Source organism: Bradyrhizobium denitrificans, from assembly GCF_013179005.1.
In the GTDB taxonomy this organism is placed as follows: domain Bacteria; phylum Pseudomonadota; class Alphaproteobacteria; order Rhizobiales; family Xanthobacteraceae; genus Bradyrhizobium; species Bradyrhizobium denitrificans.
This window is the reverse complement of sequence record NZ_JABFDP010000044.1, coordinates 20,238-40,657: the sequence shown is the minus strand read 5'-3', so window position 1 is coordinate 40,657 and position 20,420 is coordinate 20,238. Positions and strand designations below refer to the sequence as shown.

The 20,420-nt window shown below is 59.2% G+C and carries 12 protein-coding genes; 1 reads left to right on the top strand and 11 read right to left on the bottom strand.

Annotation, left to right across the window (positions count from 1 at the left end; genetic code table 11):
• Positions 1-39 precede the first annotated feature (39 nt).
• The 11 genes from HL671_RS34470 to HL671_RS34420 form a co-directional block, all read right to left on the bottom strand.
• The gene (locus tag HL671_RS34470) at positions 40-3,129 is read right to left on the bottom strand and encodes an efflux RND transporter permease subunit (RefSeq protein WP_172242849.1); all 3,090 of its coding nucleotides are present in this window, start codon (positions 3,127-3,129) and stop codon (positions 40-42) included.
• Positions 3,126-6,293 carry an efflux RND transporter permease subunit gene (locus tag HL671_RS34465; RefSeq protein ID WP_307768968.1) on the bottom strand — a complete coding sequence of 1,056 codons (3,168 nt, stop codon included), beginning with the start codon at positions 6,291-6,293 and terminating at the stop codon, positions 3,126-3,128. Before HL671_RS34465 ends, HL671_RS34470 begins: the two co-directional genes overlap by 4 nt.
• 4 nt (positions 6,294-6,297) lie before the next feature.
• The gene (locus HL671_RS34460; RefSeq protein WP_172242843.1) at positions 6,298-7,584 is read right to left on the bottom strand and encodes an efflux RND transporter periplasmic adaptor subunit; all 1,287 of its coding nucleotides are present in this window, start codon (positions 7,582-7,584) and stop codon (positions 6,298-6,300) included.
• A 169-nt stretch (positions 7,585-7,753) separates the two neighbouring features.
• The gene (locus tag HL671_RS34455; protein WP_172242840.1) at positions 7,754-8,644 is read right to left on the bottom strand and encodes a hypothetical protein; all 891 of its coding nucleotides are present in this window, start codon (positions 8,642-8,644) and stop codon (positions 7,754-7,756) included.
• Between the two features lie 321 nt (positions 8,645-8,965).
• Positions 8,966-9,496, bottom strand: a complete 531-nt coding sequence (locus HL671_RS34450) for a GNAT family N-acetyltransferase (RefSeq protein WP_172242837.1) — start codon at positions 9,494-9,496, stop codon at positions 8,966-8,968.
• Positions 9,486-10,586, bottom strand: coding sequence for a hypothetical protein (locus HL671_RS34445; protein WP_172242834.1), 1,101 nt, complete (start codon positions 10,584-10,586; stop codon positions 9,486-9,488). The genes HL671_RS34450 and HL671_RS34445 overlap by 11 nt, the downstream gene beginning before the upstream one ends.
• Positions 10,587-10,631: 45 nt before the next feature.
• A complete protein-coding gene (locus HL671_RS34440; RefSeq protein WP_172242831.1) occupies positions 10,632-11,609 on the bottom strand; it encodes a hypothetical protein in 978 nt (325 codons plus the stop codon).
• A gap of 60 nt (positions 11,610-11,669) precedes the next feature.
• On the bottom strand, positions 11,670-13,121 hold the full coding sequence (locus HL671_RS34435) for a glutamine synthetase family protein (RefSeq protein WP_172242828.1): 1,452 nt from the start codon (positions 13,119-13,121) through the stop codon (positions 11,670-11,672).
• Entirely contained in the window at positions 13,118-14,425 is a 1,308-nt protein-coding gene (locus tag HL671_RS34430) for a glycosyltransferase (protein ID WP_172242825.1), read from the bottom strand. The genes HL671_RS34435 and HL671_RS34430 overlap by 4 nt, the downstream gene beginning before the upstream one ends.
• A gap of 335 nt (positions 14,426-14,760) precedes the next feature.
• Complete coding sequence (locus tag HL671_RS34425; protein WP_172242822.1) at positions 14,761-15,339, bottom strand: glycine-rich domain-containing protein; 579 nt, start codon at positions 15,337-15,339, stop codon at positions 14,761-14,763.
• A gap of 326 nt (positions 15,340-15,665) precedes the next feature.
• Positions 15,666-17,699, bottom strand: a complete 2,034-nt coding sequence (locus HL671_RS34420; RefSeq protein ID WP_172242819.1) for a prolyl oligopeptidase family serine peptidase — start codon at positions 17,697-17,699, stop codon at positions 15,666-15,668.
• A gap of 955 nt (positions 17,700-18,654) precedes the next feature.
• Here HL671_RS34420 and asnB point away from each other — a divergent pair.
• Complete coding sequence (gene asnB / locus HL671_RS34415) at positions 18,655-20,400, top strand: asparagine synthase (glutamine-hydrolyzing) (RefSeq protein ID WP_172242816.1); 1,746 nt, start codon at positions 18,655-18,657, stop codon at positions 20,398-20,400.
• Positions 20,401-20,420 lie beyond the last annotated feature (20 nt).

The following is a 20,420-nucleotide window of genomic DNA, read 5'->3' as shown; positions in this document are numbered from 1 at the left end:
TTATAATACCCTGGCACATGATGAAGGTCATACGATCCCCTATCTATCGGTAGAGAACTTATCTCGATGCGACATCTTCGCTTCGACCGTCCGGCTTCGAATGAGTCCGCTGATACTGTCCATCACGATAAACACGACCGGCGTCGTGAGCAGTGTTAGAGCCTGCGACACCGCCAGCCCGCCCACAATTGCAATTCCGAGCGGCTGCCGTAGTTCGTGGCCCGGGCCGGTGCCGATTGCCACCGGAATCGCGCTCAAAATCCCCGTCAGCGTGGTCATTACGATCGGACGAACCCGCTGTGCCGCCGCGAGACGGATGGCATCGCGTGCAGGGAGATCACTTGTCCGCTGAAGGTCGAGCGCGAAATCCACCATCATGATCGCGTTCTTCATGACAAGTCCAACCACCAGGATGCAGGCAATCGTGGTGATCAGCGAGAACGGCACCGAGGTGATCTTGAGAGCGAGCAATGCTCCAAATGCAGTCGAAGGCAAAGTGGACAGGATGGTAAGTGGGTGGATATAGCTCTCATAGAGGATACCGAGGAACACATAGATCGTGATCAGAGCCAGCGCGAACAGCGATATCTGGCGCTGTGATGATGCTTCCACTTCCTTCGCGAGACCACGGAATTCGGCTCTCACTCCGTCGGGAAAGCCGGCGGCCACCTCTTCGGCCCGAATCGCATCCAGTAGCTGCTTGACGGACCCATTCGACTTGACATCAAACGAAACCGTCCGGGACGGAAACTGCGAGCTATGGTGCATCCACATCGCCGACCGCGCGCGCTTGGGCACTGTCAGCGCGGTGAGCGGCACGACCGCGCCGGTCGCGCTCGGAACATACAGGCGCGCGAATATCGACGGATCGGTCGCCAGTTCGGGAGGGATTTCATAGATTACACGGCCGTAGTTGGTCGGATAGTAGAGCAGATTGATCTGGCGCTGGCCGAATGCGTCGTTCAAGGCGTTGTCGATCCCCTTCGCCGTGACCCCGAGCGCAGCTGCGCGGGTGCGGCTGATGGTCAGGCCGGCCTGCAATCCCCCGGTCTCCCAATCCGGCACCATGTCGACGAGATTCGGGATGTTCCTCATACGCCGGGCCATCGTCTCGGCGGCACCATGCACCTGATCCTCGTCGACGCCAAACATCGTGTATTGGTAGCGCGCTGCGCTGCCTTGCGCACCGACATTGAGATCCTGCAAGGGTACGAATACCGTACGAACGCCGTTGATGGTACCCGCGCGGTCGCGCAATCGCTCGATCACGCGCTCGATCGGCGGCCGCCCCGACTCTAGGGGCTTCAGCGCCACTATCATCTGACCGACGCTCCTGGGGCTATCGCTGATGTACGAATTGAGAGCAGCGACGGCCGGATCCTCCAGAAGCGCTTCGCCGACCGCCCGCTGACATTCTTCCATGGCACCGAAAGAGATGCTTGATGGCGCAACAATGCGAACCAGCATGACTCCAGTGTCTTGCGTCGGCATAAACGCCTTCGGAAGATCGAGGTAGAGCCAGACCGACCCGCCCGTGACCAGCGCACTCGCAGCCAGCAACGTGCCGCGATGGCGCAGCGACCAATCGAGGCAGAAGCAATATCCTCGTGCAAGCGCCGCGCCGATGCGCGACACGGACGGTTGTGGTTGGGCCCGCGTAGCGAGCCAGCGACTGCAGAGTGTCGGGGTCAGAGAGAGCGAGATCAGTGCCGACGCCACAATCGCGATCACGACCGTTGCACCAAACTCCAGAAAATAGCGGCCCACGATGTCCGACATGAAGAGCACGGGGATCATCGCCGCCATCAGCGCCGCCGTGACCGAGACAACGGTAAAGCCCATTTGCTGCGAGCCGCGAATTGTGGCATCAAGCGCGCTTTCGCCGAGTTCCATTCGCCGGATAATGTTCTCGATGACGATCACGGCATCATCAACCACGAAGCCCGTGGCAATCGTCAACGCCATCAGGGACAGGTTGTCGAGTGAAAAATTGAACAGATACATTGCTCCTAGCGTCGCGGCCAGCGACACGGGAATTGTTATGGCCGGAATCAGGGTTGCCGTGAGCCTCCTGAGGAAGACTGAGATGATCACGACGACCAGGACCACGGCAATCAGCAGCGTATGCTCCACGTCGTGAACCGCGGCACGGATCAGCGTGGTGCGATCGTAGACGGTGCGCAGTTTGACGGAAGGCGGCAGCCAGGCCTGAAATTGCGGGATCATCGCCTTGATGGCATCGACCGTCGCCACGATGTTGGCGTCTGGCTGCTTGTAGACATAGAGGATCACCGCCCGTTGAGTGCCGTACCAACCGGCAAGGCGACTGTTGACGACACTGTCGCTGACCTTTGCGATATCGGCGAGCCGCACCGGCGAGCCGTTACGCCAGCTTACAATGAGGTCTCGATAATCATCCGCCCATAGCAACTGGTCCTCGGCCTCTATCACATAGCGCTGCCCGTCGACCGCGATCGATCCCTTTGGCAAGTTCTGCGAAGCAGCAACAATCGCCAGTCGAACACGGTCCATTGACAAGTTCATGGTCGCTAAAAGATCCGGCGACACCTGGATCCGCACCGCGTGACGGTCGGCCCCGTAGATATAGACCCGCGCCACTCCCGGCAGCTCCGACAGTTTCGGCGACACGACGCTGTCGGCGTAATTGTAGACGTCCGTCATCGGCACGACATCAGAGGTCATCGCCAGGGAGATCGCTGCGAAGCCGTTGGGGTTCGCCTTGAAGGCGTAGGCCGGCCACGGTCCCTTGGGTAGATCGGGCGCCGCGTTCTTCATCGCAGCCTGAACGGCTCCGTATGCTGCATCAAGGCTCTTTTTCAGGTCGAACTGGACGATGATTGTCGCACTACCGAGTTCGCTCGTAGAATACATCTCGGCGACACCGGGAATGAGGCTGATACTGCGGCCGAGCGGCTGGGTCAGCGCCGAGGCCACCGTGCCAGGGCTGGCACCGGGGAACGGCGCGTTGACGACCACGGTTGGCCTCTCCACGCTTGGCAGCGAGGCGATCGGCAACTGAGCAAACGCAACGACGCCCAGCAGGACGAAACCAAGCATGAGCAGCGATGTCGCCACCGGCCGCTCGATGAACGGCGTCGATATGTTCATGGCAGGATTTCGGCGCCTGCTCCCCGACCCGCCGACGTCGCCTTCCGCACGAATTCAGCGAGAGACGCAAAGGCCAGATAAATCACGGGAGTCGTATAGAGCGTAATGATCTGCGAAAGCATCAGGCCGCCGACGATGGAGATACCGAGCGGCTGCCGCAACTCCGAGCCCGTGCCAGTCCCAACCGCGAGCGGCAACGCGCCGAACAGCGCCGCTACGGTCGTCATCATGATGGGACGATAGCGCAGAATACATGCCTTGCGAATGGCCTCAAACGGCGACAGCCCCTCCTCCCGCTCAGCCGCAAGCGCGAAATCCACCATCATGATCGCATTCTTTTTGGCAATGCCAATGAGCAGCACGATTCCGATGAGGGCAATCAAGTCGAGTTCGCGCTGCAAAAGCATCAGCGCGAGCAAAGCGCCAATGCCGGCCGACGGCAGGGTCGAAAGTATGGTGATCGGATGAACGTAGCTCTCATAGAGCATGCCCAGCACGATGTAGACTGCCACAACAGCAGCCAAAAGCAGCCACGGTTCGCTCTGGAGCGACTTCGTGAATTCCGAGGCTGCGCCGGCCAGATTGGTCGTCACGGATGGCGGCATACCGATCCTGCGTTCGGCCTGGTGCAACGTCTCGATCGCGCGCCCGAGCGACACGCCGTGAGCCAGGTTGAACGAGATCGTTGTCGCCGAGAACAGTCCCTGATGTGCCACGAGCAGCGGCGCCGGCTGTCGCTCCAGCTGCGCGACCGCCGACAGCGGGATCTGCGATGAGGGAGCAGTGAAGCTCGCGCTTATGCCGCCTGCCTGCTGGTCGAGCGTCGACGACTGGGCACTGGCCGGGCTGAGGTAGATATTGTTGAGCAGATCACCACCGATGCGAAATGTCGGATCTACTTCGAGAACGACCCGGTACTGCGTGAGCGGGCCATAGATGGTTGCGATCTGGCGTTGACCGAACGCGTCGTACAACGTCTGGTCAATGTTGGTCATGGTTATGCCATAGCGCGCGGCGGCCTTGCGGTCGATGGTCAGAGCCATTTGTATCCCGTCGTCCAGCCGGTCACTGGCCACGTCGGCGAACTCCGGATGTTCCCGCAACGCCGCCAAAAGCCGCTCACTCCATATCTTCAGCTCACCACTGTCCAGGTCCTGCAGCATATACTGATATTGTGTTCGCGCTCCCCTCGTCTCGATGACCAGATCCTGCACGGCCTGAAGATGCATCGTGACATCGTGCAGACCCTTCGTCGACTCGCGAAGCCGCTCCATGACCGTCCAGATCGAGGCGTTCCGATGCTCGGGTGAACCAATATCGATGTATAGCCGACCGCTGTTCAGCGTCGCATTCACAGCTCCGGCGCCCACAAAGCTCTCGACCGCAACAACCTCTGGAGCGCGCTGGACGATCTTGGCCAGTTCGCGCTGGATTTCTGTCATCCTAACAAACGAAACGTCCTGAGGCGCATCCGTCGTAGCGACGATAAGACCAGTGTCCTGCTGAGGCATAAAGCCCTTTTGCACGACCGAGAACAACACAGCGGCAGCGATCATCATCGCGAGCGTGAATAGCAGGGTCGCAGCCCGGTGTCGTAGCACGATGTGCAGCGTTGAGGCGTAGACTCTCGCAGAGATATCGAAGACCCTCTCGGTCCAGCGCAGCAGCCCGGATGTTGGCTCATCCTCGGCGCGGAGCAGCTGAGCGCACATCATCGGCGTCAACGTGAGCGAGACGATGGCCGAGATGACGATCGCGAGCGAAAGCGTGATTGCGAATTCGCGGAACAACCGACCGACCACGCCGCCCATCAGCAGCAGCGGTATGAAAACAGCTATCAGCGAGACGGTCAGCGAGACGATGGTAAATCCGATCTGCCGCGCACCTTTCAGTGCCGCGGCAAGCGGGGCCTCTCCATCTTCGACATGGCGCGTGATGTTCTCGATCATGACAATCGCATCGTCGACCACGAAGCCCGACGCAATCGTCAGCGCCATCAAGGATAGATTATTGAGGCTGAACCCGCATAGCGCCATGGCGCCGAAGGTCGCTATCAGCGAGACCGGCAGAGCGATTCCTGGGATCACTGTCGCCCATAGCCTGCGCAGGAACAGGAAAATGACCAGGACGACCAGGACCACTGTGAGTATAAGCGTGAACTTCACGTCACCGATCGCCGCGCGGATCGTCGCGGTGCGATCGCTGACGACATCCACCCGCACCTGGGCGGGCAGGGCTGCCCTCAATGACGGCAGCACTACCTTCACTGCGTCAACGAGCTGGATGGTGTTGGCGCCAGGCTGGCGCTGGATTTCGAGCAGCACCGCCTGCCTGCCCATGTACCAAGCCGCCTGCTCGGCGTCCTCGACGCTGTCGACGGCGCGGCCGATATCGCGCAGATGGACCGGCGCGCCACTACGATAAGCAATCACGGCGTCCTGATAGCTATCGGCTTCCAAGAGCTGATCGTTGGCATCGACCAGGAAGGACTGTCGCGGCCCATCCAGAGACCCCTTAGGATTTGATACCGTAGTCGCGGCAATGCCGCTCCGCACATCCTCAAGCGACATGCCGAGTCCGGCGATTCGGGTGGGATTGATTTGTAATCGCACCGCACGGGTCTGGCCGCCTTCGACCGTCACCTGACCCACGCCGGAGACCTGGGACAGTTTGGGAACCAGAACCGTGATGGCGTAGTCGTTGACCTGATGAAGCGGCATCGTGTCAGACGTAAGCGCCAAGATCAGCACGGGGGTGTCAGCAGGATTGACCTGGTGATATGTTGGCGGACTCGGCAGCAGGCTCGTCGGCAACCAGCCCGACGCAGCATTGATAGCGGCCTGAACGTCCTGCGCAGCGCTGTCGATGTTGCGATCCAGATTGAACTGCAGCGTGATCTGGCTGACGCCATAGGAGCTGGTCGAGTTCATCAGCTCAAGCCCGGCAATGATGCCGAAATAGTGCTCCAATGGCGTCGTGATTGAGGTCTCGACCACTTGCGCTGAGGCCCCTGGAAAAGATGTGACGACTTGAATGGTCGGATAGTCCACGCTCGGCAACGGAGCCACCGGCAGCATGCGATAACCCATCGCTCCCAGCAGCAAGAGGCTGACGATAAAGAGCGTCGTTGCGATTGGCCTCAGGATGAAGGGCGCCGAGAGCACAGACCTAACCTCGCTCTGCCGCCGTACTCGTCCGCTTCTTGGCGGGCGGCGTCTCCTCGGTGATTTCGATCCTTGAGCCATTCTCAAGCCGGAAATAGCCCTCGACAATCACCTGCTCGCCTCGCGCAAGTCCGCGTTCGATCAATGCCCGCCCATTGACGATCTGCCTCACGCGAATATTCCGAAAACCCGCGGTATGGTCAGGCCGCACCACCCATACGAAGTCCCCTTGCGGGCCATGGCGCACGGCCACGGCCGGAACCGTCAGACCATCGCGACGCACATCAAGCGTGATCCTGCCGTTGACGAAGTTGCCCGGCCAAAGCTTCTGAGCGACGTTGGGAAAACTCGCCTTGAGCTTGATCGTGCCGGTCGCCGGGTCGACCACGTTGTCCACGAGATCGATCGTGCCATGATCGAGTTCTGTGGCGTTGTCCTGATCGAGAGCGGTCACCGCCGCCTTGATCGGTCCGGGCACGAACTGGGTCTCGGAGAGGGCCGCAGCCGAGACGGTAAAGATCACCGAGATCGGCTGCAACTGCGTGATGACGGCGATCACCGACCCGGAGCCGGCGCGGACGAGATTGCCCTGGTCCACCTGGCGGATTCCAATGCGCCCAGACAATGGCGCGCGGATTGCGGTGTAGGTCAACTGTGTCAGCGCGTAGTCCAACTGGGCTTGATCGGCCTTGATCTGGGCCTTGTATTGATCCACCAGGGCCCGCTGTTGCTCGAGTTGCTGCCGCGTCACTGCCAACGTCTTCGACAGCATTTCGTAGCGCTCAAGGTCCAGGACTGCTCCGGACAACATCGCTTGATCCTTTTGCAGGATCGCCTGCTGTTGATCGAACTGCGCCTGCAGCGGGCGCGGATCGACCACGGCCAACGCGTCGTCCAGTTTGACGGTCTGCCCCTCTTCAAACAGAATCTTCGTGATTTCCCCGTCGACCCGACTCTGAACATTGACCGTGTTGTATGCCTGGACGTTGCCAATGCTGGTCAGAAAGATCGGCACGTCGTCCTTCCGAACCGTCGCAACCTTGACTTGGACAGGCGGACGGGGCTGCGCCGCAAACTGCTCCGCAGGCGCTCCCCACCGTGCCAGCCAGTCTTTCAGAATCGTCGGCGCACGGAGCGCGACGGATCGAGACTGCGGAAACTGCCAACCGATGGTCAGACCGGCCGCAGCGCAAAGGATAACCAAGACAATCGCCATCAGACGCCGTCCCGGGAAGACGGCCGCTTCCCTCTTGCCGGATCCGAGAGCCTGCGTCTCCTGTTCGGACGTCACGCCCCCGCTCTCCAGCAGCAAACCAGCTCACGGAGCAGTACTTGAAAGCTGGCGTAGCCCGCGAAAAGCCACTTCCGAACGGCGTTTCGGCCGGTGACGAAATCTTCGGCGGTCGTCACCGGCTCTTGGTCCGGCATCATTCGCCGGCTCGGCGCGCGCTGGAGGGCTACTACAGTCGCAGCCGGTTGGGCCGCAGCCGGAGATGCTTGCTGAAATAGCCGTCGGCAAGCATGTCGAACGGATGCATTCGGCCGAAGAATTCGTTGGGGAACCATTCATCCGCCTCGTCGGAATAGTCGAACCATGGAGCGAACCCCAACACAAGATGGATCCGCATGACCTTCGTCGGCCCGCGCGCAAATACCCGATGAGGACGATTGGTGTCCCAACTGTAGGCCGTTCCCACTTCAAGATGGTAGGGCTCGCCCCCCTCCATCTGGAAAACATAGTTCGCGTCAGTCTGCAGCGGGATATTGATCCTGAGGTTTTCGAACACGGGCTCGTCCCGATGCCAGCCCTCGCCCTGCTGGTACGCGGGATCGGAGGTATCGATTTTATCACCGGGAATGATCCCGACGCGGCTCCGGATCATGCGTTTGCCGAAACTGTCGATGAATCGTCCGAGTGCTCCCTGGCGCGATGCTGGTGTTCGCTTCCGGAAGCCATATGTATCGAAATAGGAATGCTTGAGCTCCGCGTGCCGGCCGGTGGCATTCCAGAAGAACTCCGATCGGAGATTTTTCGGGGTTCCAATGGATCCGACATGGGGGTCAGGGCTGTCCTGGTGATCGGGATTATAGGTCAACGAAAAGCCGCCGTAGGTGCTGCTCTCCCCACCTTGGTGGCGCCAGCCGCCGAAGCCGTGGCTCGCGATGATGCTATTGACGCTCTCTCGCAACTCGGCGACGTCGACTCCCAACAGATCGAGCTCAAGCTTTTCCGTTTGCCTCAACCTGGTCCGTACTGCGCGACAGGCACGCTCGTAGTCGGTGCTTTGCTTCAGGTACGAAAAGATCGTGCTATTCGATGGAATGCTCTCAACGGCGAAATGGTTGGCCATCTATCTTCTCCCGGACCCGGGCCCCGCGCACCGGCCCCACTACCCACCATTCGTAAGCGACGGCCGATGCCGCACGCCACGCAATATCCCTTCGATCGCTGTCGGTTGCCACGGAGCCGAAGCGCACATCGAGCATGCTCACCGTCATCAACGTAGAGCAGCCGCGCCAGCTCGCATCCCGGCACAGCCACTACGCAACGAGCGTCCTGCGCGACCGTCGAGAAGGAATTGCTGATCGGTGAGCGGAAACATCGTCGCCCACGTCCAGTCCTACATGACAAGCCGTTCATTCTGCAAGCGAACGGCACCGTCCACCGGGCGTCACGCAACGCCTCTCCATTGCGAACCGTGCACCGCCTCCTCCTGGTTCATCTGCTTGCGCATCAGGATGATTCCGGCCTCGTCAGGCATCCTCGCCTCATCGCAGCTACGGACCAAGCATCCAGGCACAACTTCGAATCCCCAACGCTTGTAGCGCTCGACGTTCGACTCCCTCGCATACATGTAACACATCCGCCATGGTGCGGGCCAAAGGCCGAGCGCGTACTCGACCATCGCCCGTCCGATGCCATTGGAACGATACTCCGGCAAGACATAGATGCCCCGCACCCGCAGAGCAGTACTCGAAATATTGTAGACCGAGGTCCACGCAATCCGCTCGCCCTCATATTCCGCTGCGATCGGAAACAGTACGATTCCCTTGAACAGCTCGCGTCCAACATACTGCATCTGCCCATGGCCGTTGATGATCGGCGGGATTGTTCGGTGACGACCATCCATGAGCCAAAGCGGCGCAATCTCGCGTCGCCACTCCGGGAAAGGAATGATGGAGAATACAAGCTTACTGCTCATGGACGACACCATACCAGGCAGGGGTTACATTGAATCGGTCCGGACCATCAAGGCCCAGCAGCGGTGACAGACGCCATAAGGGATAACGATGTTGGGCGACGCAGCCGGGCGCAATGTTCTTCATGTTGCGGCGGAGCGCCTTCATGAGCTCGTCCAACGCGGGTTCGCAGCTTTCAAGTTTAGCACTAGGTACGACGTCTGTACTTCCCATCGCCTCGACTGCCAGGCCGATCCGCGCCAACCGATTGCGTCCGCCCTCGCGATACATGCCCCCCTTATTCGCCCCGTATTGGAACCATCGACGATATGGTGACGAGTTGATCTGGGCGGCCAGAAGCTCGGGAGACCATCTCAGGATCTGCGGAATTCCAAGCCGACCCTTCTCGAGCAAGAAGCGGTTGATCGCCGTGAACTTTTCGTTGTCGACAAGGGACCACTCGGCCTCGCCGACTGCGCATCTCCGGCTCCAGTCGAAATTGTTGTTCTCGATCCGTATCTCCGAGCCATCGTAGATATGGGGCAGATCAGACAGGTGGCCGTGCATCGCCTCGAATGCGATCCACGGATCCGAGCAACCTGCGCACTTGGCAAACTCCTTGGCAAACGCACTAAATTGGTCCCAGGACACGGTATGGCGCTCCGTCTCGCCATCTGCTGCCAAATGCGCCGGTCTCAGACCTTCGATCTCGATCGCAATTCGCCTGACCGGCAATCCGAGTTGCGTCGCCTCGGCCGCGACCAAGGCCGCGATATAGGACCTGCTCGACGTGACGCTGAAGGCACCTACTCGATCAGCGACATCAATCAACGCCTGCCGCAACTCCTCGCGGAACGATCGATGCGAGCGAGTGATCGCACTATATTCCACCCAATAGATACTCGAGCGAGTCGGCCGTCCATTGAAGACGCCTCCGTCAAACCCGAACTTGAAATGGTTGCCCTTCGTGAACTCCGGGACATCAGCAACACTGGGGACACGCTGCTCTAGGCTCGACTCAACATTGTTCTCGCCCAGCAGGCCGTAGCGCTCAATATGCTGGCGGATGAAATCCACGCTGCCGCTCGCGCCAGATGCACCTTCGGTGTACATTTCAACCTACCCGGTCATTCGCCCGTTCAATGGTAACCGATCATACTACATCGCTGCACACGGTTGTCCCCGTATCTTGCTGATATCGCGGCTATTGACTTCCATTGCGAGAGCCGCGACCAGCTGCGTGTATTCGGTAAAGACGATGGCGTTGTGATCGCCAAAGCGGCGCTCCAGCTCCGGCCGCAATCCGTCGTCCAGATGGAGCACGTTCTCGAAGCCGTGATATTTTCGACGCGGCTCCAGCAGGAAATATCGGCGATAGATGCTTGCCTTCACCGGCATCGTGCTGGAGACATCGTTGACCTGACCCGTACATAACCGCACGACCTCATGGTCCAGCAAAAACGATAGCATGATCTCCGGCGTGTACTGGAAGAAGCCGGCGCAGCCCTCCCTGCCGCGCAGCAGCAGGTGCCGGTACCAGGCGGCTATGCGTTCCTTCTCGTACATGACCCAATGATCGGGCTCAGCTGGACTGACGCTCTTCTGCAGAAAACATTCGCCGCTTCCCAGGATGGGATAGCCGTCCACCTGATCCATCGCCCACATGGTATGAAGAAGCTGCGGTTGTACACATTTGGAAGCTGCGGCGTAGCTGAGTGCCTCCCCCGATTCGAAGAAGTCGATGATATCGAGCTTGAGCAGGCGGTACGGGATCTGATGGGTTTCGCAGAATTTGACTGCGTAGCGCACATCCTGGCGGTTGAGGTCGCTATCGAAGCACGTGATGGCCACCTTGAATGGGATCCCCGCGAACATGAAAGACTGGACGACGACCTCGCTGTCGATCCCGCCTGAGAACAGAACCCAGAGGTCTTCGGACGTCGCCTCCCGGATCAGCCGCGCCGTGTTGATACACTCCGTGCGCCAATCGGCGACCGGTCGCTCGCAGCGGCCATAGGCAACGTTCCAGCGATCTTCAGCCTTCTTACGCTCGGTGAACCATATCCCGTTGTAGCCAAATCGGAAGTGGTTGCGGTGCGACAGTTGGAGCGACGTGGTTTCAAACTCACCGCTCATTCTGTTCGCCCCATTTCCCTGGCTGGCATCTCTGGATCTTCCACACCTATTCTCGCTTCGCTAGCAATCCAGGCATTCCGCGTAGTCCGCCGGATGCCCGCGCGTGGCGCGAAAGAGCGCACGGCGACTGAGAAGCTCGATGTGAGCGTTCAGCATCTCTTCGGAGAAGACGTCGTCTCTGAGAAACACATCCTTGACCTTATCCAGCTCTAGGAGGGCTTCCTCAAGATCGCGCGGCAGGCCGTTCTTCGCCCGATTGCGGACGTCGCCAAGGAAACCTGGCGCATTGTTGACCGCCGGGGCACCCGGCTCAAGACGCTGCTCGATTCCCGCCACCATCGCTACGATGATCGACGCCAATGCGAGATACGGGTTGCAGGACGCATCAGGGAAGCGCAACTCGATACGAGCCTCATTGGGCTCGAGCGCCGGTGGAATGCGAATTGGTATGCGCCTGTTGGAAACGCCGAATTCGACATCGCGTATGGGGTTGAACGCATGCGATAGCCGGCAGAAACTATTATGGCTCGGTGTGAGGAAGGCACAGAGTGCCTTGCTATACTTCATGACACCAGCGATTGCATGCATTGCAGTCTCCGACATGCCGCCGAGACCGCTGCCGCTGAACAGATTGACTCCTTCGCTCCAGATTGAAAGATGGAAATGTAGACCTGAGCCGGGCGCGAAGGGTATCGGAGCAGGCATGAAAGTAACGAGCTGGCCAAGCTTTGTCGCCGTCGCGCGCGCCACCCGCTTGTAGAGCTGGATCGCATCGGCAGCGCGTAAAGCTTCAAGATGACTGATTCCAATTTCAGCCTGCGCTGGTCCGGCCTCGTGGAAATTGTGGAGTGGCGACAGACCAACTGCTGCCAAATTCCTTAGGATTGCTTCCCGAGTGGGCGCCGTATAGTCGGACGTCGGCGACAGATGCAGGCTCGAGTGACCGAGCACGTATCCGCGATTGTGTGCCGACTGAGTACGCTCGCTGTTGGACGAACTCTCCGCCTCGATGAGCCTCACGTAGGTTTCAAACTGACCTAGCTTGTACCGTACTTCATCGAATATATAGAATTCAAGCTCAGGACCGACCTTGCACAGACAGCCACTCGCAACGCGCTCGAGCTGCTTGATAGCGCGCAGCAATACGCCTCGTGGATCTCGCGCGTACTGCCCGCTCCCATCGGGCTCCCAGACGTTTGCAATCAACGATAGCGTCGGGGACGCCTCGCAAGGATCAATAAACGCCGTATCTGCATCGGCCTTGAACAGATAGTCGCAGTTCGTTGCATCCCGCCAGTGACTTGCCAGTACCGATGAATGAATCCCACCGACCAGCTTCTGGTAGTTCATCGCTTCGCGCGGCCAGCTCAGGCGCATCCAACGACCAGAGAGGTCGGTGAACCATATCGTAACGAACTCGAAGGCGCCAGTTTCCCATAACTGCGCAAGGCTTTGTCCGCGCGCAAATGCCGACCTCTGCAGGCCTTCGATCGCACCTGTCGGCGCATTCATGGAATGAGTTCCTCGACAGCAGAGAGCATGGGATGCTTCAACTTCTGCGCCCGACTCTCGATTGATAGACCCAGCAGCTTCGGCAACGTAACCGCGCCGCCGCGCAAGCGCTCGAACTTCTCGCGCTGGACGAGAACCTCACGCAGCCTTGCGGTAATGTCACTCGATCTCTTCGCAAGATCGACAAGCAGAACGTTCTTGCCGTCTACGAGAGCACGATTGAACGAAAGCCGCTGATGCTGGTCTGTCGACAGCATCAGAACGCGCCGGGCTGCGATGACCTCCAGCGGAACACGCGGGCCGTGAAATTCAATCGAGAAATTGTTCTCCAGGAACGCCACAATGTCGCAGCGTGCGAGGAACTCGGGCACACGCCATGTCGGAACGGACGGCAGAAACCACGTTCGTCGAGCGAGTTCGTCATTAGCCTTCACAACTCGCTGCAACATCTCGAGGTGCGAAGGCCAGCCGGTGCTCATCGCTAGAAAGGTAAACGGAATCCCCTCTTGCGCGAGCACACCGAGCCCCTCGGCGAGCTCGACTGTGCCCTTCGATGGACCGGCCTTTCCATAGATGCCGATCACGAGGCCGTCCGGCTCGAATGGTCGGTTGCTCGCAGGAAGAGCCGCTTCGGACGCTGACGAGCTTTCGCCGTTGCTCTTTGAGACGCTAAGCAGCCCCTCGATGTCGAGCGATGCAGCATCGGAAAACCCTTCAAAGTTGAACGGATCGCCTCGGAGTATGTACCTTCGATCTTCGGGCACACCAAGGTCATCGAGCGCAGCACTGGCTCCGCCACTCGGAACTGTCAGGATCGACCTGACTCCTGAAAGGACACGTCTGTAGGCCATCTTGAGGCTCGGCACCTTAGCCAAGCGACCGATATCACTACCCGCATGACGGATCAAAACAGGCGTATCCGTAAGCTGACCAGCAAGCGCGGCGGCAATCCCATAGGGTTCAAGATAGGAACCAAGTATGACATCCGGTGCTTCGGCACTCACCTCATCAAGCAGCGATCCGAGGAGCGAGCTCAGGAACGGCGAGGCCCAGGGAATATAGCTCCCGTAGCGGACACGCTCCGTATTGCGCAGCTTCATAGACTTACCAAACGCTGCGAGCCGCACCCTAGCCAGATCACCCTCAGCGAACCGCATCCTAAATGTTGCGTCCACATCATCCGCATTGGTCACGACACGCACCCTGTGGCCATGCTCCAAAGCCGACACCACGAATTCGTAGCTCTCTCGTGATACTCCACCCTGAATCGGCGGCCACTTGCCACAAAAAAGTATGTTTGTCATTTTGCCGCTTAATTATCCCGCCATATCAACAGCCACTGCGCCACAAATCGCGAGAAGCCTCTCTAGTTCAAAACCTTCCCGCGCGTCGTCTCCTGGTCGACATGGCAATCCTTGACCCGATGAGATTACAGAGATCTCAATCGACGATGCGCGCAAAATTCTCGCGCGCACGACTGGTGACCGAGCGCGGTGCGCGTCTCGCCAGAGAGAAGCGTCCCGGAAAGGGGCGGGAGGAATGACGGTTCTTGTCCGGACTCAATATGCATCTCTCAAAGCCCCCCCCTTTCAAGATGCCGACATCGACAACTCAGCTGTCATTACCTCCCTACGGCAGCTTACACGACCGTCGTGTCCTGTCCATTGCATGCGGAACACGATGTGCAACCGGCTGGGCTATTTGCGCTGCCGCAACCGGCGCAACCAGCTGAGGCGGAGTCGAGAAAGAGCGTCCGATCCGGCCAAATGTGGCCGGGCGGAATTTCCTGAAACGCCATTTCGTAGATGTCGATGAACTTTTGATAACCCGATGTCGAGCGCTCGTGATCTTCATCGGACGTATCCGGCTCGTGGTGAACGAAGCCGCCAGACATATTCCTGCAGAACTCGGCATATTTGCGCGTGAATAGCACGAAAACATGCCACACATCGTCAATTGGTCCAGCCATTCCCACCGGGGCTGCTGAGCACACGGCAAGGAACTTCTTCAGCTCAACTGCATGCTCATTTGCGGTCTCTATGTCGACACGATGCTCCCTAACGTAACGCGCGACGACATCGCTTAGATCGAAATCGGCAATCCGCTCAAAATTCTCACGCGCCAGATTTGCCACTGATACTAGGGCATGATCTTCGCTGAGAAGAGCCTGCGGAACGGCTTTCAGGAACGATGACTCGCGTCCGACTTCATTCAGCATCTTTCAACTCCTCAATGGGATTGGCATCGACCCGGCTCGCATTCTGGATATCTCTGATCGTCCTAGCAACACGAAACAGACAACTCCGATCAGATCTGCAACTGACTGTTTTTACTAACAGTTCGCTATTCCCATCCGTTCTCTTCTCATCTGCCGTTCACGCGAGATCTATCAAATGGCCCCCGCGTCTCTGCCCCTGCCAGGAGGCGACGGACAAAAAGCCGATGCGAGTACCGGACGGCGATCACCGCTGAATGCATCGCGGAGACAATGCCGCCCCCCCTCCGCCCGGCGTGAACTGGATGAGCGAGTCCCGCGCGCGCGATTCAACCAGAGCTCTGGCCGGCCTTTGCAAGGCAGCTCCAGAGGAATACGTGCTGATCGACCACCAGTTGCCGCCTCTGGTCGCGCGAATTCGCAACTGAGTGGCCGGCATTCTCCTTAACATGCAAAAGCACCAGGGGTGACGGCGTGTTCTGAAGCGCAGCAGCGAACTTCATACTATGCAGGGGAGCCACGACCTCGTCGCGGGCGCCAGTGGAGATCAATATCGGCGGATAGGATCGATCGCTCTGGACGTTGTGCAAGGGCGACCATTGCAGGATGACCTGTAGCGCGGCCGGGTCGCCCGGGTCACCGAACTCATCGATCCACGCACTGCCCAGAGTGAACTTCGGAAACCGGACCATGTCGGTAGGAGCGGCGTCACAGATGGCTGCACCGAACAGATCCGGCCTCTGCAAAAAGGCGGTCGCGACCAGCAAACCGCCTGCACTTGCGCCGCGGATCCCAAGCGTGTCAGCGCTGCAATAGCGCTCGGCTATCAGCCATTCCGCGCAATCGCAAAAATCCTGGTGTGCAACACTTCGTTTGGCCCCCTTGGCAGCCTCGTGCCAATTTTCGCCTTCCTCGCTGCCACCCCTGGTGTGCGCGATCGCATAGACGCCGCCAGACTTGAGCCAGGCCAAGGTCGCGAATGAAAAGCCGTGGGCGGCAGGACGGCCGAACGCTCCGTATCCGTATAGCAACGTGGGAGCCCGACCATCCCGCACCAATCCCGGAGGATGGATGAGCGTCAACGGTATGCGCTCGCCATCGCGCGCGGTGACAAAAACTTGCGCCAAGACGCAGTCCGACAACCCGTGATCGCCTTTGAGCGATCGAACGGGATGCGCCGCCGCGAGGCGAGGCGTAATCCGGTAAATCGTTCCTTGATGAGCCAATGAATAGACTGCGAGATCGAGATCGTCATCGTCTGGCGTCGATTGCGGCCACGATAATATGGCCGGCTCGGGAAGCGGAACGCGCCGGAGTGGGCCCCCATCGGCATCCTGGACTTCGACCCTGTCCCAGCCATGCTCGCTTCGGCACAATACCCAACTTCCACCAACGAACGTAACCCATTTGATCACGCAACTCGACTCCGGGATGACAGTTCGCCAGTTGTCCGGTTGTGGAGCGGACAGATCGAACGCCACGACGCGCATGCGAGTGGCCATATAGTCGGTCAACGCGAAGATCGTGGAACCCGTCTTGTGGACGACGGAGAGATCAAACTCATTCGCATCGGCGATCTGTACCACCTCCGCACCGTTCTCATCCAGGATCCACACGGCGTGTCTGCTGCCACCGCCATTTCGGTAACAAACAAAGCCGCTGCGGTCCGGAAGGCTTTTCGTCCAGCCGAAGCGTAGACTAGGGTCCCATCGGAGGGACAGCGCCTGGTCGCAATCCACCGTGTCGCCCACGCGGTGCATCACGATCTCATCCCAGGCGCTCGCCGACGGCAATTCCTCGGAGCTTCGCGTGTACAAGAATCGACGGCTGTCCGCTGCCCATGAAGGAAAGGCCAGACGACAGCGACCTATGACCTCCGGCAAGTCACATCCGCGCTCGACATCGAAGATGTGCAAGGTACCGAAGCCGCTTCCCGACAGATGCCTCACATAAGCGACGTAGCGGGCATCAGGACTAGGCTCGAACGCACCGACATAGTCGGTATCCTGCCCGCGCCACGAGTGAGGATCGACCAGGATGCGTTCTCCGGCCTTATCAGCCACCATCCAGACCTGCTGCTGGGCATCGCCGTGCTGAACGGTGTAGAAGCTCTTGCCAGCACGTCGTATTGGTACGCCCCACCGAGTTGTGGAGCTCGCCGACAATAACATTCTTTCGATCCGGTCGCGCCCCGGCAAGGCGTCCAGAAAGCGCCGTGTCTTCTGCCCTTGCGACCGTAGCCAGTCCTGCACATCGGGTCGCGAGCCATCTTCCAGTGTACGGTAGGGATCAGCAACATCCTCCGCATGCTCGACGTCCGCAAAGTCACAATGGGCCCCGACGGCCGGATCGGTCTTCGTCACACGCGCCTCCAGTTTTCACATAGTGTCAGCGAGCCGGATGATGACATCATTGTTCGCTCCACCAACGTCGCGGCTATTCTGAGGCCATAGCACATCGCCAGCCACAAATGCGCAATCGTTGCGCCTATGCGCAAGAAGGCGTCAGCCTCTATGAACCAAATCCGGTCGCCAGCAAGCTTAGAAGCAATAGAGCCCGCTATCAGCTTCTGCCATTTCGGTGTTGCGGCAATCAGCGCCGTGAGTCTGCTGTATTCGCACCATTGCGCGTCGGGAGCCCCTCCGACGGCGACGCACTTCAATTTCTACTGGACGCCGTGAGCACGATTGGAGCTGTCCTGCTCTAGACCGAATGGGTCAACAGGCTATCGAAATATGTGGCCCAATCGCCCGAAGCCTTTGACCATTTGCGCCTGTCTGCAGGCACTATCGTCTGGTCTGAGGAGAATCAAGCCGCTTCACCGAGATCCACATCCTGAAAACTCTACCTTCGGTTGAGATTTCGTCTTTCTGTGCGCCTGGGCGCAATTGCGTCCAACCTTCGGCCCTCTTGGGGACTCAACGGAGAAACCTCGTCCGGCTTCGTCATCCTGACGGCCGCCCCGCGCTCTTGCCTGGCCTGCTGGGAACAGCTCGCCGATATTTCTCCTCGTCTTTACTGCTTTTCGTCGCACGAATGATATCGTGATCAATTCGTTTTCTAGGATCGAGTCGCGAGCTCTTACTTCATCCTGCATTCAAACCCGTAGCATCCCTCGCACTTGGAGACCCTCTTCTCGGCGCATCTCCACCTGCCCGCGCCCCCGCGCGAGCCGATTCTCTTTTCCTGATGGATCCGCCGGCACGCCACGCAGGTCGAGTAAATGAAACCTTACGGACTTCTTGACCTGAAGATCGTGTTGAAGTCTGCTCTGGACCAATAGGACATCAATAGACTTGTGGTTGGAGAGACGACTTTATGTGCGGTATCGCAGGCATCATTGGTATCGCGGACGCAGGCGTTGCGGACAGAATGATCTGTGCCATGGCTCATCGTGGTCCAGATGGCATCGGCGCGCTCCATGGCGAGTGGTTCTCGGCGCGGATGGTTCGGTTGTCGATCGTCGATCCGCGGGGAGGTGACCAGCCCATCTATGACAGCACGCGCAGAGTTGCCGTTCTGTTCAACGGCGAGATTTTCAACCACCGCGAACTGCGCGAGGAACTCGAGCGCAAGGGCGTTCGCTTCTCCACACGCTGCGATACCGAAGTTATTGCGCAGCTCTATGCGTTGGAAGGGCTGCAGGCGATCACCCGTCTTCAAGGCATGTTCGCGATCGCGCTCTTTGATGGCAACATGGTTCATTTGTGCCGCGATGGATTCGGGATCAAGCCACTCTATGTTTGTCAATCCAGCGCGTATTCGCTGCTGTTTGCCTCCGAGATCAAGGCTCTCTCGGCGTCAACCGCGTTCTCGGCACGCGTGAACTGGCAGGCCGTCGTCGACAATACGGTTCAGGGCTATCCCGCGGCCGGCACCACATTCCTTCAGGACGTTCACGAGTTGGCGCCCGGAACGATCATGACCGTCGAGCGCGGATCGGAGAGAATTGCGTGCTCGACCAGACGTTTCCGAACCGTTCAATTCGTTCCGGACAACGATCGAGATCTGGACGCGAACGCGGCGAAGCTCCTCACGGCGCTCGATACTGCCGTCAGCCGGCAATTCGCCTGCGAAGCGTCAATTGGGGTCTCCTTATCCGGTGGACTTGATTCCAGCGCGATCACAATCCTAGCTGCCAAGAGAGGTGCAACACCGGTACATGCAATTTGTGTATCAGAGAGCACGCTCTCTGACGACCTTGAAGTCGCGCGCCACGTCGCACGAAGCTACCCTGTCTCCATCACCGAGCGGAGCGTCGAGCCAGACGAATACGTTGGGGCGCTCGCCGACGTCGCATGGATCGAGGAACAGATTTCGACTTTCTCGGCCATACCGAACTATTTCCTGGCCATGGAGGCCGCCAAACATCATCGTGTCATGATGAGCGGTGAAGGGGCAGACGAACTGTTCGGCGGCTACAAGACCTATCTGGGACATGCGAAGGACGCGCAGGAGCGCCTCGATCGGGTGAGTCGACTGTCGGCACGCGGAATTACGCCTCATCCCAACATCATGCACGACCTAAAACGACTTGCCGCGGCGCGGTCCGATGACGAACATGCCGAAATCGTGTTCGACATCTATCTGCACGACCAGCTCGTCTCCAATCATCTTCAGATCGCCGACAAGTACTACATGGCCTTCGGCGTCGAATGCCGAGTTCCGTATCTCGATGATATTTTTGCCGGCGTAGCATTGCAGCTGCCGTTGGAGCATCGTGTCAACCGTCGCCTTGGCATCCAGAAGGTGGCGCTCAAGGCCGCAGCGGCCTCCCTCGGGCCGGTTGCCTGCTTGGCAGCGATGCGACGAAAGCTGGGTCTACCGAGCGCACTCGGGACGATGCACCGTTCGCTTCTCCGTCCACCATTCTCCCAGCATCGTTCGATATACGCCCGCAGTCTCGGCGCCGTGGCGCCGTTTACCGGCATCTACGGACTGGCCTTCGATCTCTTCGCGCACATCTTCGTCAAGGGCCGCGGCGAGAGGCCCCATACCAATCTCGTTGCCGATCTGCTCCGGGAAGGCCTCACGAGGCGAGAGGCGGCGGCGCTTCCGGTCTAGACACCGCAAGGCGGCCGAAG